This window comes from Ruegeria sp. BF6, assembly GCF_056538665.1.
The window spans coordinates 51,339-66,098 of sequence record NZ_JBQFTN010000015.1 but is presented as its reverse complement, the minus strand read 5'-3'; the positions used below and the strand labels follow the sequence as shown (position 1 = coordinate 66,098).

At 55.1% G+C, this 14,760-nt stretch carries 11 protein-coding genes and 2 pseudogenes; 6 read left to right on the top strand and 7 right to left on the bottom strand.

Annotated elements, in window-relative coordinates:
• Nucleotide 1: 1 nt before the first annotated feature.
• Complete coding sequence (locus tag ACR0IM_RS20765) at nt 2–988, bottom strand: 3-oxoacyl-ACP synthase III family protein (protein ID WP_480683096.1); 987 nt, start codon at nt 986–988, stop codon at nt 2–4.
• Between the two features lie 353 nt (nt 989–1,341).
• Entirely contained in the window at nt 1,342–2,220 is an 879-nt protein-coding gene (locus ACR0IM_RS20760; protein ID WP_480683095.1) for a LysR family transcriptional regulator, read from the bottom strand.
• 96 nt (nt 2,221–2,316) lie between these two features.
• On the opposite strand from ACR0IM_RS20760, the gene ACR0IM_RS20755 reads away from it, so the two are divergent.
• Together ACR0IM_RS20755 and ACR0IM_RS20750 are read left to right on the top strand one after the other, a co-directional pair.
• Nucleotides 2,317–3,624, top strand: coding sequence for an aminotransferase class I/II-fold pyridoxal phosphate-dependent enzyme (locus tag ACR0IM_RS20755; protein ID WP_480683094.1), 1,308 nt, complete (start codon nt 2,317–2,319; stop codon nt 3,622–3,624).
• A 253-nt stretch (nt 3,625–3,877) separates the two neighbouring features.
• Nucleotides 3,878–4,620, top strand: a pseudogene (locus tag ACR0IM_RS20750) (IS5 family transposase); the annotation flags it as partial.
• A 23-nt stretch (nt 4,621–4,643) separates the two neighbouring features.
• Here the strand turns inward: ACR0IM_RS20750 and ACR0IM_RS20745 are convergent.
• The 4 genes from ACR0IM_RS20745 to ACR0IM_RS20730 all read right to left on the bottom strand — a co-directional run bounded on the left by ACR0IM_RS20745 (nt 4,644) and on the right by ACR0IM_RS20730 (nt 8,763).
• Nucleotides 4,644–5,423, bottom strand: coding sequence for an IclR family transcriptional regulator (locus tag ACR0IM_RS20745; protein WP_480683093.1), 780 nt, complete (start codon nt 5,421–5,423; stop codon nt 4,644–4,646).
• A gap of 11 nt (nt 5,424–5,434) precedes the next feature.
• Nucleotides 5,435–6,793 carry a TRAP transporter large permease gene (locus tag ACR0IM_RS20740; RefSeq protein ID WP_480595272.1) on the bottom strand — a complete coding sequence of 453 codons (1,359 nt, stop codon included), beginning with the start codon at nt 6,791–6,793 and terminating at the stop codon, nt 5,435–5,437.
• Nucleotides 6,793–7,458 carry a TRAP transporter small permease gene (locus ACR0IM_RS20735; protein WP_480595270.1) on the bottom strand — a complete coding sequence of 222 codons (666 nt, stop codon included), beginning with the start codon at nt 7,456–7,458 and terminating at the stop codon, nt 6,793–6,795. Before ACR0IM_RS20735 ends, ACR0IM_RS20740 begins: the two co-directional genes overlap by 1 nt.
• A 66-nt stretch (nt 7,459–7,524) precedes the next feature.
• Nucleotides 7,525–8,763 (bottom strand): TRAP transporter substrate-binding protein, encoded by a 1,239-nt coding sequence (locus tag ACR0IM_RS20730; RefSeq protein ID WP_480595269.1) that lies wholly within the window; start codon nt 8,761–8,763, stop codon nt 7,525–7,527.
• A 109-nt stretch (nt 8,764–8,872) separates the two neighbouring features.
• On the opposite strand from ACR0IM_RS20730, the gene ACR0IM_RS20725 reads away from it, so the two are divergent.
• Complete coding sequence (locus ACR0IM_RS20725; RefSeq protein ID WP_480595267.1) at nt 8,873–10,468, top strand: GMC family oxidoreductase; 1,596 nt, start codon at nt 8,873–8,875, stop codon at nt 10,466–10,468.
• A 764-nt stretch (nt 10,469–11,232) separates the two neighbouring features.
• Nucleotides 11,233–11,706, top strand: a pseudogene (locus ACR0IM_RS20720) (tyrosine-type recombinase/integrase).
• 209 nt (nt 11,707–11,915) lie between these two features.
• Here the strand turns inward: ACR0IM_RS20720 and ACR0IM_RS20715 are convergent.
• On the bottom strand, nt 11,916–12,836 hold the full coding sequence (locus ACR0IM_RS20715) for a LysR substrate-binding domain-containing protein (protein ID WP_480683092.1): 921 nt from the start codon (nt 12,834–12,836) through the stop codon (nt 11,916–11,918).
• 125 nt (nt 12,837–12,961) lie between these two features.
• Here ACR0IM_RS20715 and ACR0IM_RS20710 point away from each other — a divergent pair, with 125 nt between their 5' ends.
• Nucleotides 12,962–13,441, top strand: a complete 480-nt coding sequence (locus tag ACR0IM_RS20710; RefSeq protein WP_480534004.1) for a TRAP transporter small permease — start codon at nt 12,962–12,964, stop codon at nt 13,439–13,441.
• Nucleotides 13,434–14,732, top strand: coding sequence for a TRAP transporter large permease (locus tag ACR0IM_RS20705; protein ID WP_480534002.1), 1,299 nt, complete (start codon nt 13,434–13,436; stop codon nt 14,730–14,732). The genes ACR0IM_RS20710 and ACR0IM_RS20705 overlap by 8 nt, the downstream gene beginning before the upstream one ends.
• The last annotated feature ends 28 nt before the right edge of the window (nt 14,733–14,760 follow it).

Genomic DNA, 14,760 nt, shown 5'->3' with positions numbered 1-14,760 from the left:
CTCAGGTCACCAAGGCGGCACCGCCGATGCTGACGCCAGCGGAAGTTCCAAGCATAAGAACCCTGCAGCCTTCGGCCAATCGGCCCTTTTCCCTGGCGATATCGAGAGCAAAGGGAATGGAGGCCGCAATTTGGTTTCCATAGTCTTCGACAATACACACGACCTGATCCCGGTCGAATCCAGTCTGTCGGATCATATGCTCAAGCCCCGCTGGGCTGGCCTGATGGGGGATCACAAGATCTACGTCGGACCGCGTCCAGCCTGCCTGACCTAGCAGGTCATCCACAAAGGTGTTGAAATACTGCGATGTCAGCCGGAACAATGCCTTGCCGTCCATCCCGAACTTGGCGTTGGCAACAAACGCGTCGCGGTCGGTTTCAAAGTCGAACCGGGTGCCACCTGCGCCGATGCTGCAGGCCTCGTATGCCGAGGGAAAGCTGCGGAGCCGGATTGCCTTGATTTCACCGGGTTTGTCGTCGCCAGATGGCCCCAATACCACCGCCGCAGCGCCGTCCCCGAAAAGGGCTGCGACTTCGGGCTGATCATTCCACGGCAACGCACGTGAGGCGACTTCCGACGATATCACCAACGCCCGCTTTGCGGCGCCGCCATCGATCATCCGCGCCGCAGTCTCAAGCGCGCTAACAAAGCTGAGACAGGTGCTGTTGATATCAAACGCTGCAGCGGTTCCATCGGGTATCCCCAATGCTCGCATGATCAACGGCGCGGTCGAAGGGATAGGTTGAAAGGGCACGGAGGACCCTGAGATAACCAAATCGACGTCGCCAGCAGAAAGACCGGCATTTTCAAGCGACGCGAGACCAGCAGCCTTTGCCAGATCAATCTGTGTCTCGTCGTCACAAACAAATCGCCGTTTTACACCGGTAGAAGAGATGCGATCTATTAATCCCAAATCGAATTCTATCGCGCTAGTCAGCAGTGAATTTGTCGGCAGGGACCGACCGGTTCCGAGAACGGAAACTTTCATATTTGTTCCTACGGTTGAGCCTTTGTCATATAGCTCGGCCGCGTTTTTTAAGAAATGGAGTAATTCCTCACCTGTACATAGGACAGACAATTTTGGATTGAAGTAACAAGTCATGCGACCGCTCTCCATGAGTTGAGGACGCGCAAGCATCTGTTGGCGAGCCACTTCTACGGCGGCCCTCCGGTCCAATAGATTTTCGGTAACAAGCAGCAACTTATCGACAAACTGTTTCGTCGGGCGTCGGCTAAAGCCTCAAGCTCTTTCGCAAAGCTGGAGCGGAAATGTCCGATCCTCAGGCTTAATAGCAACGGCGATGTTGCATACTGATCGAATGTCAGCTTTAGGGTGCTCATTCAATCAGATAGCAAAGCGACGACCTGATCTGTTTCGGGTCTTCGACGCGATTGCCGTGGCACTTGGATCACGAGACAACTATCTGTTTGGCAGGATTTCGTATGCGCAAGCGTTAGCGTTCCCGATGCCAGAGCCTCTTTGATCAAGCATAGATGCCCGATCAATACGCCTGCGCCGGCTTTGGCCTCTTCGACGGCTAGACTGTAGAGCGAAAACTGAGGACCACTTTGATCATCGTTCAGATGACATCCAGTGTTTCGTGACCAAACCGCCCAATCGTCTTTCCAAACCTGATCGTGCAGCAATGGAACGTCTTCAAAACCCTTTTCGCTCTGCGCACGATCCAGAAGAATGGGCGCACAAACCGGAGCGATCACATCCTGGCTGACCACAATTTGGTTTGGCGAACCGTCCGGCGGGGCAAAAAAGATCGACAGATCGAACAGCTCACGCTCCAGGCTTGGCGGGGTTTCCATCGCTGTGACGGAAAAAACGACGTCTGGAAGCTGCGCTCTGATCCGCCGCAGTTTTTCGGGTAACCAGAGTTGGGCTACACTGGGTAGGGCGGCGATATGAAAATCGGCTTTGCGCTTGAGATTACGCAGCGCTCGGGCGGCATCGGCCAATTGGTCAAATGCCGAGGTGAAATCCGCAACAAGAGAATGCCCCTCAGGTGTAAGTTCAACCCCTTGGGCATTGCGACGAAAGAGCGGTGCACCTGCCCATCCTTCCAGCGCTTTGATGTGTTGAGAAATTGCGCCCGGTGAGACGCTCAGCTCTTCGGCTGCTGCAGCAAAGCTGATGTGGCGTGCAGCTGCCTCAAAGGCGCGCATGGCGTTTAGGGGTGGTCCCTTTGGGCGTTTGGGAGCAACGCTCATTTCTTTAGCCTTAGTTTTTCTACGCCAAGAAATAGCAATTCTGCTTTGCGATGTCACGCGGCTGCGGTCACATTGGGAAAAACAGGAGATCGACAGATGACACTTGCACGAAGAGATTGGGTGCCCGCTGTAAGCGAAGCCTTGGTTCAGGACATCGCGACAAAGGCCGCTTCGATACCGTCGTGCGATCTTTTGGCCCGGATTGAGCGTCTGGCAGAGGAAAACCGTCGCATTCACGAAAAGGAGTGCTTTAACCTCAACCCGGCAACTAATGTGATGAACCCAAAGGCCGAGGCGCTTCTGTCCTCAGGTATCGGGTCTCGACCCTCACTGGGTTACCCCGGGGACAAATATGAAATGGGGCTGGAGGCAATTGAAGAGATTGAAATCATCGCCGCAAAACTTTGTGCCGACGTTTTTGACGCCCAATTTGCCGAGGTTCGGGTGCCTTCAGGCGCCATTGCCAACCTCTACGGATTCATGGCGACTTGCAAACCAGGCGACACAATAATTGCTCCGCCTGCATCGATTGGCGGGCACGTGACCCATCATTTGGCTGGTTGCGCGGGACTTTTCGGCCTGCGTACCATCGAGGCCCCCATAAATGCTGACGGTTACACCGTCGATCTGGATCAGTTACGCAACCTGGCAATGACCAATAGGCCCAAGCTGATCACAGTTGGCGGCAGTCTGAATCTTTTTGAACACCCCGTAGCCGAGGTGCGCTCCATTGCGGATGAAGTCGGAGCAAAGGTCATGTTTGACGCTGCCCACCAATGCGGCATCATTGCTGGGCGCGCATGGTCCAACCCATTGAAAGAGGGTGCGCATTTCATGACCATGAGCACCTACAAGAGTCTCGGCGGTCCGGCAGGGGGTCTGATCGTTTCGAACGATGCCGACATCGCCAAGGCGCTGGACGCCATCGCCTTCCCCGGCATGACAGCCAATTTCGATGCGGCAAAGACAGCCGCGCTCGCGGTCACTATGCTGGATTGGAAAGATTTTGGCCCGGCCTACGCGAACGAGATGATCGCCATGTCAAAAGCTCTGGCCGAAGCTTTGCATATGAAAGGTGTTCCAGTCTTCTCTGGCAGGGATGGCTTCACCAAGTCCCACCAATTCGCGGTTCTGGCACAGCCCTTCGGCGGCGGCCAATCGGCTTCTAAACAGTTGCGCAAAAACGGGTTCCTCTCCTGTGGCATTGGATTGCCCGTCGAACCGGTCGAGGGTGACATGAATGGCCTCCGGATTGGCACACCCGAATTGGTCCGCTGGGGCATGACTTCTGGTGACGCAGAGCGTTTGGCCGACCTGATCAAGCGAGGCCTGAGCGGTGAGCCTGTTTTGTCGGAGGTCTCTGCCTGGCGTGGTGAGTTCAACCGACTGCATTTCGTGAATTAGAATCAAAGCAGCCATCTGAACGAACCTCCCAGATGGCAGCTTTGTCCCGCGCCTGTATCGCTTAGTTGTCCTGCATGAACGGCCGCTGCCGATTGCAAATGATCATTATGTGTCAAACTACCTGGCAGGGATCATTTTTGGTGCGAATGACTAAAGTGACGGCAACGCTATCACGTTTAGGTTCTGGACCCATTAAATTGGTTGCCGTGATCTCGACTGCGTGGATCACGCCCTTGGATTTCAGGGGTGTGCACTGAGCAATCTATTCTGTCTGACTGACGAACAAATGGGGCGTCTTCAGCCTTGCTTTCCGAAGAGCCATGGCAAGCCAAGGGTTAACGACCGGCGTGCTCTGAGCGGGATTATCTTTATAAACCGCAATGGGTTGCGGTGTCCGAAGCACCTCGCGAATATGGACCGCCAAAGACGCTGTACAACCGATGGAAGCGGTGGAGCAACATGGGTGTGTTCGCTCGGATCATGGAAGGATTGGCTGCTGAAGATACGGATCACAAGACGATCATGATCGACGCAACATACCTCAAAGTGCACCGCACTGCCTCAAGCCTGCGGGTGAAAAAGGTGGTGCGTGGCAGTCTGATCGGTAGGATCAAGGGTGGAATGAACACAAAGCTTCACGCCATTACCGACAGCGTTGGCCGCCCAATTCGGTTCTTCATCTCCACCGGCCAAGTTGGCGATTGTGCTGGGGCCAGGGCTTTGGTGAACGACTTGCCATCGGCTGAATGGTCATTGGGTGATCGTGGTTAAAATGCGGGCAGGTTCCGTGAAGCCCTTATAGACAAGGGAAAAAAGCCCTGCACTTCAGGCCGAAAATCACGCGACAAGCCTGTCCGGTACGACAAGCGCCGCTACGAACGCCGCAACAAGATCGGGATTTTGTTCGGACGCCTGAAGGGCGGGCGTCGTGTTGCCACTCGCTGTGATCTATGCCCGAAAGTCGTCCTCTCGGCCATCGCGCCCGCAGCCATTGTCAAATCAAGGAGTCTGAAACCTAGTCACTCGGTCAAAAGAGCTGAAAGCCCATTCGCCCCTTTTTGCAGTATGCCCAGAAACGACATCAGACTTTTGACGTCATGACGTTGTGTAGGCGCGTGAACCGAAAGCGTGCCCACCAGTCGACCTTGCCCGTCCTGAACGGGTACAGCCAGGGCAGTCATTCCGGTCATGAATTCCTCGTCATCTGTGGAATAACTATTCTGAGAGATACGTTGGATCTCGGCTCGCAACAGCTTGGGATCAGTCAGTGAGCGTTCGGTTTGTGGCTGCAGATGCCCTGCTGAAAGAAACCCATCCAGCTTTTTTTGCCGTAGCGTGGACAGGTACATCTTGCCGCTGGCGGTGCAGTGGAAGGGCACCTGAGTCCCGACCGGGAGTTGAATTCGCAGAGGCCATTTGGTCTCCACCCGGTCGAGATAGATCATCCCCTCTCGGTCAGGAATGGCGAGGTTGCATGTCTCGCCAACTTCTTCTGCCACACTGCGCAAGATTGCCAGACGCGCCGTACGTAGGTGCTCGGACGACATTATATTGACCGAAAGCCGCCGCAGCCGGTGTCCCGGACCGTACGACCGACCATCCAGATCGCGCTGCAGGAAGCCTTCAGCCTCAGCGGTTTGCAGCAAGCGATGGACGGTCGGCTTGGCTAAACCCATTGTCTCAATCAGGTCCGCTGGCTTGACGGCGACCCCGCGCCGCGCCACTTCCTCGAGGATCAGAAGAAGGCGCAGGTTGGTCGGTATCTGAGTTTCTTTGTCTTGTGTTTCCGTCTCGGCCATCCCGCAACAGTCTAGTTATTTGGCAGCAGGATCAAGGCCAGATCGGGCACAAGCGACACCAAAATCCACACCGACAGCAAAGCTACCAGATATGGGACTGTGTACCGCAACAGCCGGAAATAAGGTACGCCGGTCACACCTGAAGCCACGTAGAGGTTAAGCCCGTAAGGCGGAGTGATAAAGCCGATGGATGCGCCCACAAGGAAGATCACCGAGAAATGGATTGGATCAATCCCAACTGAAGCCGCAATTGGTGCTAGGATCGGTGCCAGGATGATCGTCACCGGCAGACTCTCCAGCACCATGCCCGAGAAGAAGACGATCACCATCGAGGTAAACAGCACCGCGTGATATCCGCCCATCGAGGTCACGAAATCCCCAATGGTTTGCTGCGCGCCGAGTAGCGACAGAATCTGCTGCATCACCACCGAGATAGCTATCAGCGGAGCGAGGATGCCTGTGATCTGGGCCGAACGGATAACGATTGAGGGGATTTCGGGGATCGTGAACCCTTCAACCACGAACATCTCGGCATAACTCTTCTCGGTTGGTGATATGTCGTTTCGCGCACCCATGATGCGGTTGATCGGATAGCTGACCAGACCGGCGATCACGCAGAAGCCAACGGTCACACCCGCTGCCTCAGTAGGAGAAAACTTGCCAGTATAGATGCCCCACAGAACCAACCCGATAGCGAAGAAGCCCAGCCATGCTCCGAATGCGGTTTTCAGCACGCGGTTCAGTTGCAGCGGGATCAGGTGACCCCAACCGTTCATTCGGCAGATGATCCAACATGCAAACTGCATTCCGAAAACCATCAGCGCGCCTGGCAGAATGCCCGCCACAAACAGCTCGGAAATCGGCAGGTTCATCAGGAACCCGTAGACGATGAAGATAATCGAAGGAGGAATGATGATCCCCACCGTGCCGCCTGCTGCCGCGGTCGCGGCGCTGAAGCGTTCATCGTAGCCGCCTTTGACCATTTCAGGGTGCAGCATCGAGCCGATGGTCGCCGTGGTGGCCGAGTTCGATCCTGAAATCGCAGCAAACAATCCGCAGGCCCCCAAAGATGCCATCGCCAATCCGCCGCGTATCCAACCAAGACAGGCGTAGGCAAAATCGCTGAGTCTTCGGGCGATGCCGGACTTGTTAATCAGGTCTCCGGTCAGGATGAAAAGCGGCATCGCCAACAGAGCAAAGCCCTTGTTGAACACGTTCAACAGCTCGGCGCCCATATTGTCCAGCGTCAGACCCAGGACGAAGGAACAGCCGATGACCCAATAGCCGATAACCAGCAACACCGGTACGCCCAGCATGAATAGAAAGGTGACCCCTAGCGAGATCAGTGTAACCATGGTTCCATCAGTCATCAGTCTGCTCCGATCACGGCCTGCTGGATCAGCGGCTCACCTGTTTTCCAGTTATGCAGATCGTCAGCGAGGTTCTGAAAAACGCGCCCGACCATCAGAAAGAACGACAGTGGCGCTGCCAAAAGGAACCACCACTGCATGATATTGTCGGTACCCAGAACAATCTGAAAGTTCGACGCCGACAACGCCACCAACCGGGTTGTGGTCACAATGACGATCACCGCAAAGATGAACCACAGCACCGCGTCGAGGATCAGGCAGGCTAATTGGCCGCCGCGCGGCATGGCCGTGCGAAACTCGCTAAAGCTCAAATGGGTGCGCAGACGAACGTTGTAGGATGCGCCAAACCACGCCATTACCATGAACAGCAGCGGCGGGATGGTGGTCGACCACGGCTCCTGATCGTTGAACACGAACCGGTCAATCACGCCCCAAAAAATGATCAGGGCAATGGCAAGATAGGAATACACCATAACCGACCGCTCCAGGTGGCGTTCGATAAAGGGCACCGCCCGATAGATCAGCATGATCACAAACCCACCAAGGGCCGAGACCACTGCCCCCAACACCCATGTGGCATTGGATTCCAGCGCGGATTGAATCTCGAACGAATCCTGGCTGAGAAAGGCGCTGAATATCGCACCTATATCTGCCCAAAAAGACATGTATCCCATCCTCCCAGTCGGTATTTGGTTGAACCGGCCCGCTTGGGGCCGGTTCGGTTGAGTTTATCAGGCTTCGCCTCTCCACCAACGGCGCGGCTCGACATTTTCCGGCAGTGTGTCAGCCGGAATTTCACGCGCGATGTCGTAGATTTCCTGATATGTATCGATACCGCCTGACCACTTGTTCAGGCGCTCACGCCACTGCGCCCACGGCTCGGGGTTGTAATTCGGAGCACACATCTCTTCGGCCAGCTTGATCTGGTCGTCCGCCAGGAAGGCCGGGCGCACACCGTTTTCGGCAAAGATTGTGTTGGGCAGTTGCGGGTCCGAGAAGCCTACGGTGTTCAGCAGCGCAGCCTCATTCGCACCTTGAATCAGCGCCTGTGTGAAGTACGAGGACTCCATGACTGCATCCTGCAACTCACCGCCCAGCCCGTCGAAAACCTTGGCGGACATTGAGGTGTGCTCGGTACCGCAGAAGAATTTCAGGTTCACCGACTGCGACACAACGGGCGACATGTTGGCGTAAGCCACGGCAGAAGCCCATGTCTCGGCGCCGTCGATCAGACCGGTCTTCAGCGCGTCCAACGTTTCCTCCCACGCCACCGGAACCGGGTTCAGATTCAGAAGCTGCATGGCAATCCGGCCCAACTGTGTGCCCGTTACCCGGTTTTTGGTGCCGAACAGCTCCTCCAGCTTTGTGACTGTCGGTTTGTCTGAAAAGGTCGAGCCCATTTGCAGTCCGCGCAGTTCACAATGGGTGAACAGGAATTTCAGACCGTGCCGCTTTTCAAGCGGTTCACGCAGGATTCGCTGGCTCGCCGGACTGTAGAAGAAATGATACTGCGCTGCGCGGCTGGGGAACATGTAGGCATAGTCCAGCACGTTCAGATAGGGCGCACCACCAGCCGAGTTCTGGGTTGAGGCGGCATAAATATCGACGATCCCCTGCTGGGTCTTCTCAACACAGCTCAGCTGGCCGCAAATCTGGTTGTCGCCGATGAATTCAATCCGAATCTCACCATCTGTGCGTTCTTCCAGATCCCGCGCAAACTCGATTGCGCCCGCGCGCTCGATCAGCAGATTGCGTGTATTGAAGCCAGATGCGCCAAATTTCAGCGTGTGCTTTGGCTCTTTCGAAAAGCGCTTTTCATAGGTTGATTCGGCTGCTTGCGCCAGATTCGCCAAGCTCATCGCGCCGCCAAACCCGCCTGCCGCCAGCAGTGTCGAACTCATTCCATAACGCCCGGCCACGCGGAAAAAATCCCGCCGCGAAATACCACTTAGTTTCCGACCAATCTCCATTGCTTACCTCCCTGATCGCAAATAATGAGACATTTTGTATCAAAAAATGCTAGTATAATTCTTGCATCTTGCATAGAGTTTTTTTCAACGACGTTGTGAGGAGGCGGTCATGGAAGTGGATTATGCAGTTGTTGGCGCGGGGTCTTCGGGCTGTGTCATTGCCAATCGGCTGAGTGCCGACCCCAACACAACTGTTGCATTGCTCGAGGCAGGTGGTCGCGATACAAACCCGTGGATTCACATCCCCGTTGGCTATTTCAAAACCATGCATAACCCTTCGGTTGACTGGTGCTATCGCACCGAACCTGATCCGGGGTTGAACGGTCGGTCCATCGACTGGCCACGCGGCAAGGTTCTGGGCGGCTCGTCCTCGCTGAACGGACTGCTCTATGTTCGTGGGCAAAAAGAGGACTATGACCGCTGGCGGCAAATGGGCAATGAAGGTTGGGGGTGGGACGATGTCCTGCCCCTGTTTAAACGCAGCGAGGATCAAGAACGCGGTGAAGATGAGTTTCACGGCGTTGGTGGGCCTTTGTCTGTGTCGAACATGCGCATTCAGCGTCCTATCTGCGACGCCTGGGTCGCTGCGGCACAGGTCGCAGGCTACCCGTTCAATCCCGACTACAATGGCGCTGAACAAGAAGGTGTAGGCTATTTCCAATTGACCACCCGCAACGGTCGTCGCTGTAGTGCTGCAGTGGCCTATCTTAAACCCATTCGAAGTCGTCAGAATCTTAACATCATCACCAAGGCATTGGTGACACGCGTGGTTTTGGACGGGAAAAAGGCAACCGGACTGGTTTACCGGGATAGGTCGGGGGTCGAGCAAACCCTGAAAGTTCGGCGCGAGATTATCCTGTCTGGCGGCGCGATCAACTCTCCTCAGATTTTAATGCTGTCAGGAATCGGCGACCCTGACCACCTGAAGAAAAACGGGATCGAACCGGTCCACACCCTGCCTGGCGTCGGTAAGGGCTTGCAGGATCATTTGCAGGCGCGATTGGTATTCAAGTGCAATGAACCAACGCTGAATGATGAAGTCCGCAGCCTCTTCAATCAGGCGCGGATTGCTCTGAAATACGCTCTGTTCCGTGCCGGGCCAATGACCATGGCGGCCAGCCTTGCCACCGGCTTTATGAAAACACGCCCGGATGTAGAGACACCCGACATACAGTTTCACGTCCAACCCTGGTCTGCTGACAGCCCGGGCGAGGGTGTACATCCGTTCTCGGCCTTCACAATGTCGGTCTGTCAATTGCGCCCGGAAAGCAGGGGGGAATTGCGATTGAACGGCCCGGACCCGTCCAATCATGTCAAGATCATCCCGAACTACCTATCCACTGAAACAGATTGCCGAACCATCGTCGACGGTGTGAATATCGCGCGCAGGATTGCCAAACAGAATCCACTGGCCTCGAAGATATCGGAAGAGTTTCGACCGACGGCAGACCTGAGTCACGATGATTATGAAGGCACACTTGATTGGGCCAGGTCCAACACCACATCAATCTATCACCCCACCGGCACTTGTGCGATGGGAAGCAACGACATGTCTGTTGTCGACGCTAAACTAAATGTACATGGAATAATGAACCTACGGGTAGCTGATTGCTCCATTATGCCGGAAATCGTCAGTGGCAATACTAATGCTCCAGCAATTATGATAGGCGAAAAGGCAAGCGAATTGATAAGTGCAGATGCCTGACGGACCCTCCGGTTTACCTGCATGCCGTGCTGAATGTTCAAAACGCTCGCAACCGATGGATCAGTGCGCCAATCGCGCAAGCTCAAACTGTTCGGTTGATGGTGTCTGGCCGCAACTCGCGCACTGCCCAGCACTTGCCTCATGACTGACCGTGAACTGGGAGGGTGAGCCTAGGTCAACGATCTGTGGAGCATTAGCGCAGATATTAACGTCACAACAATCTCGCGAAGCTTGCACAAGTGGTCGCGGACACTACTTGATTTTTCTTATAATTCAGATCGTTACGTCCGCATTCCTATTTTTAGGCGTGCAAGTACTGCTCTTGAAGAGAGAGACATACGCAGCCCTGGGTCGCGAGCCTGAATGCCCCTAATGTTCTGGCTGCGGGCACTGCGTCGGTTAACGCTATTGGCTGCTAAATCCGCTCACCCGTCAATAGTTATCCGGTTTTGAACGTCCGGAAAGCGACGTGCCGCACACGCACAAGGCCTAAGCTTGGGTGACGGCGGCTTTGGGCTCGGAGCCGCGCAGCGTTTCCGCGATATCGTGGTGCGTTAACAACGGGTTGTTGTTTTGGGAGGGCGTGGTGGATCGGAGGATCAGTCATGGAAACACCAAACTTACCTGCCATTCGTGCGCTGCGGCCTGCTTGGAACAAAGGTTGGGTCGCCGTAAAGAAACGCCCTCTGATGCCAATGCACGTCCAGGCTATCCGGGTTTGCCTTGAACTGGCTGAAAACCACCGCGACCTCGCATAGTTCAACATGGCCATCGACGGCAGGCTTTGGGGCTGTGATCTGGTGACGATTAAGGTTGTTGATGTCATTGCGTCGGATCAAATCAGGGAACGGGCCTCGGTGCTGCAAAACAAGACGCAGACGCTCGTGCGGGTCGAGATTATTGAGGGAACACGCGCCACCATCGAGAATTGGATAGAAGACGAGCTGATGGTCGGATCCGAATACCTGCGGCCTGGGCGACTTCATAAACGCTCGCACATCTCCATACTCCGGTACGCACCGATCGTACGCGATTGAGTCACCTCGATTGGATTGAAGGCGAGCGTTTACGAAACCCATTCCACGCGTCGGACGAGGGTGACGTAGATTTACAAGAAACCGGGCGACTTCAGAGCGGTATAACTGCTACTTGGACACACCAAGATAGTTATCACGGTTAGCTATCTAGGCATTGAACTCGAAGACACGTTGGCCATCGCGGAAGCAATTGAAATCTAATCCTTGAGGGCCGTCTTCGTGGGCGGCCCAAAGCTGCCGTTTGCCGATGGTCGCGATGCTGTGGTTACAGCCCGCTATCCAGACATTCGCCGCACCGGCATAGCTTACGGGTTGGCGAACTCACAGAAAGCGCAACGAAGATGACTTTCGGTACAGCTGCACCAAAGCCCGGTTGTGGAACCGGACTTTGCTCTGGTAACGAACCGAGTTCAGGGCAAAACGGTTGCCCTCATAGCGTTTATGTCCTCAGCCAGTTTCTGGCTAAAGCTTTGAGTTATCAGAGACGTCGGGCGATGTGCCGGGGTGAGAATTGAAACGCTGCTGCTGATTCTGGGGCTAAAGCGGCGAAATACGATACCATCGGTACCGTGTAGGGGGTCGTTGCAGCTAAAAGCTGTGATTAAATCGCAAATCAAATAGCACAGACCCGCTTTTACAAACTGCAGCCCCGGTAAGAAAGTCCGCAGTTCGAATCTACGCTCAAAACTCTTTCCAGTATTCTTAAAGGCCGCAGAGGTCTGAAGGAATGTCGGATGCTCTGAGAAAAGTGTTGCCAGATTTGCGCCATCCAGATCTTCTGTTGAAATTAGGGATCTTGCAGCCAGCGGATCCGAAGAGGGCATGGCACAAAGACACTCCAGATCGAAGTCCTGCTGATGAATTGATTTTCGCGGTTCAGGTGTTTCGGTAAATCCGAGGTCGTATTGCTGCGAGGCGATCAGTTCCTCAATGACTTTGGATGAGCGCATCATCAACGACGCCTTGATGGCGGGCTTGTCTTGCAAAAACTGACCAAGAACACTTGGCATGAAGAACCCTGATGCGGCTGGGTGGCAAGCGACGCGCAGACGGCCACGCTTCAGGTTCGATATCTCCTGTAAAGTGTTCGTGGACTGTGTAAGCCGTGACAGGACGGCCTCGGCCTCTTTCAGAAAATAATGCGCTTCGGGCGTCGGTGTCAGCCGGCCATGCTCTCGTTCGAACAGTCGAAATCCGATCTCATTCTCCAGGCCCGCAATCATCGCGCTGACCGATGGTTGCGTGCGCCCGAGCGTGCGCCCGGCTTCGGATATGGACCCAGTGCGTAACACTTCGCGAAATGTCGTGAGTTGACGGATTGTCAGGTTCATGTGGCTGGATCCCCATTGCACCCCATAGAGGCAAACTATGGATATAACGTAATTTCCAATTTGCTTCTATGGAAGTGGAGAAAGTAGGTATTTCGACGACGGACAATCACGTCGCGAGGGGGGAAATGGAGCGTTTCGTAAAATACCTGCTGACCAGCATTATTTGCATCGTGGCTTTGGGCCAGTTTGTTCAGGTTATCACCCGCTATGTTCTGCAAGTACCGGTGATGGGGCTTGAGGAAACCATGGCATATCCGGCGCTGTGGCTCTACGTCCTTGGGGCGGTAAATGCCTCGCGGGAAAACACTCATATCCGCGCAAATGTGCTTGAGATCTTCCTGAAGACGCCACGCCAGCACGTCATTCTGGCGATTATCGGCGAAGTGATCAGCCTGATTGTCGGACTCTGGCTGCTAAGTTGGTCCTGGGAATTCACCCGCTATTCGTGGCGTGTATGGAAAGAGAGCCCGACGCTCTACATTCCCACATTTTATGCTGAGGTGGCTCTGACCATCGGTCTGGCGCTGATGATGATCTACACGGCGATTCATCTGGTCCGCCACATTCTTGGATATGATACTGACGAGGAGATTCACCTTGGTTGAAGTCGCCCTGCTTGCCGTTGCTGTCCTGGTGATCCTGCTGACCCTCGGGGTGCCGTTGCCCTATTGCTTCGGGGGTGCGCTGATGGTGATGTATTTCATCGGCGGCGCCACCATGAAGGGCAACATGCTCTGGGGGTTCCAGCAACTTGGAAACCCGATTTTGCTGGCCATTCCGCTATTTGTTCTGGCCGGATCCATCATGAGCGAAAGCGGTATTGCCGCCTCTCTGCTGCGCTTCGTCAGTGCCTTTATCGGCCACGTGCGTGGCGGTCTGGGTGTCGTGGCGGCGGTCAGCTGTGCAGTGATCGGGGCGATCTCGGGGTCCGGCCTGACCGGTATCGCGGCGATCGGACCGCTGTTGATCCCGGAAATGGAAAAGCGCGGCTATCCCCGCGAATACGCGACCGCACTGATTGCCAATTCCTCGATCCTTGGTTTGTTGATCCCACCCTCGGTCACCATGATCATCTACGGCTGGGTCACTGACACGTCGATCCTCGCCTGTTTCCTCGCGACGCTTGGGCCGGGTCTGTTCATCATGTTCAACTTTTCAATGGTGAACCTATGGATGTCGCGCAAGTTCAACCTGATACTGGATGAAAAGCCCACGTTCAGCGAACTCAGTAGCGAGGTTGCCAAACGCGGCGTTCACGCCTTCCCCGCACTGTTGATGCCGGTAATCATCCTGGGCGGCATCTATGGCGGCATCATGACCCCGACAGAAGCTGCCGCAGTAGCGGTGATCTATGCACTGCCCGTCGGCTTTCTGATCTACAAGGGGCTCAGGTGGGAAAACTTCCTGATGGCCGGTAAGGAGTCCGCAACCGCCGTCGGTGCAATTCTGCTTATGATCCTGTTTTCGATGATCCTAAGCCAGATGTATGTGATGGAAGGTATCCCGCAGGCGCTGGTCGCCTCGATATTTGAGATCACTGACAACAAGGTTCTGCTGCTTATCCTGATCAACATTATGCTGTTTCTGGTCGGCATGGTCGTGAACGACGTCACCGCAATCATCCTGATAGCGCCGCTGCTCTTGCCTCTGATGAATGCCATTGGTGTCAGCCCGGTGCAGTTCGCCGCGATCATGGGGGTCAACACCGCGATGGGGGGCGTGACACCGCCCTATGCCTCGATCCTCTATCTCGGGGCTCGGATCGGCAACGTGAAGGTCACCAAGGTGATCCCGCCCGCGATGATCCTGATCGTGACCGGTTATGTGCCCGTGGTGTTCCTGACATCGCTCTGGCCGGACCTGTCGCTCTTCCTGCCCAGACTCTTTGGCTACTGATCCTGAACTAACTAAACCCAAAACGGAG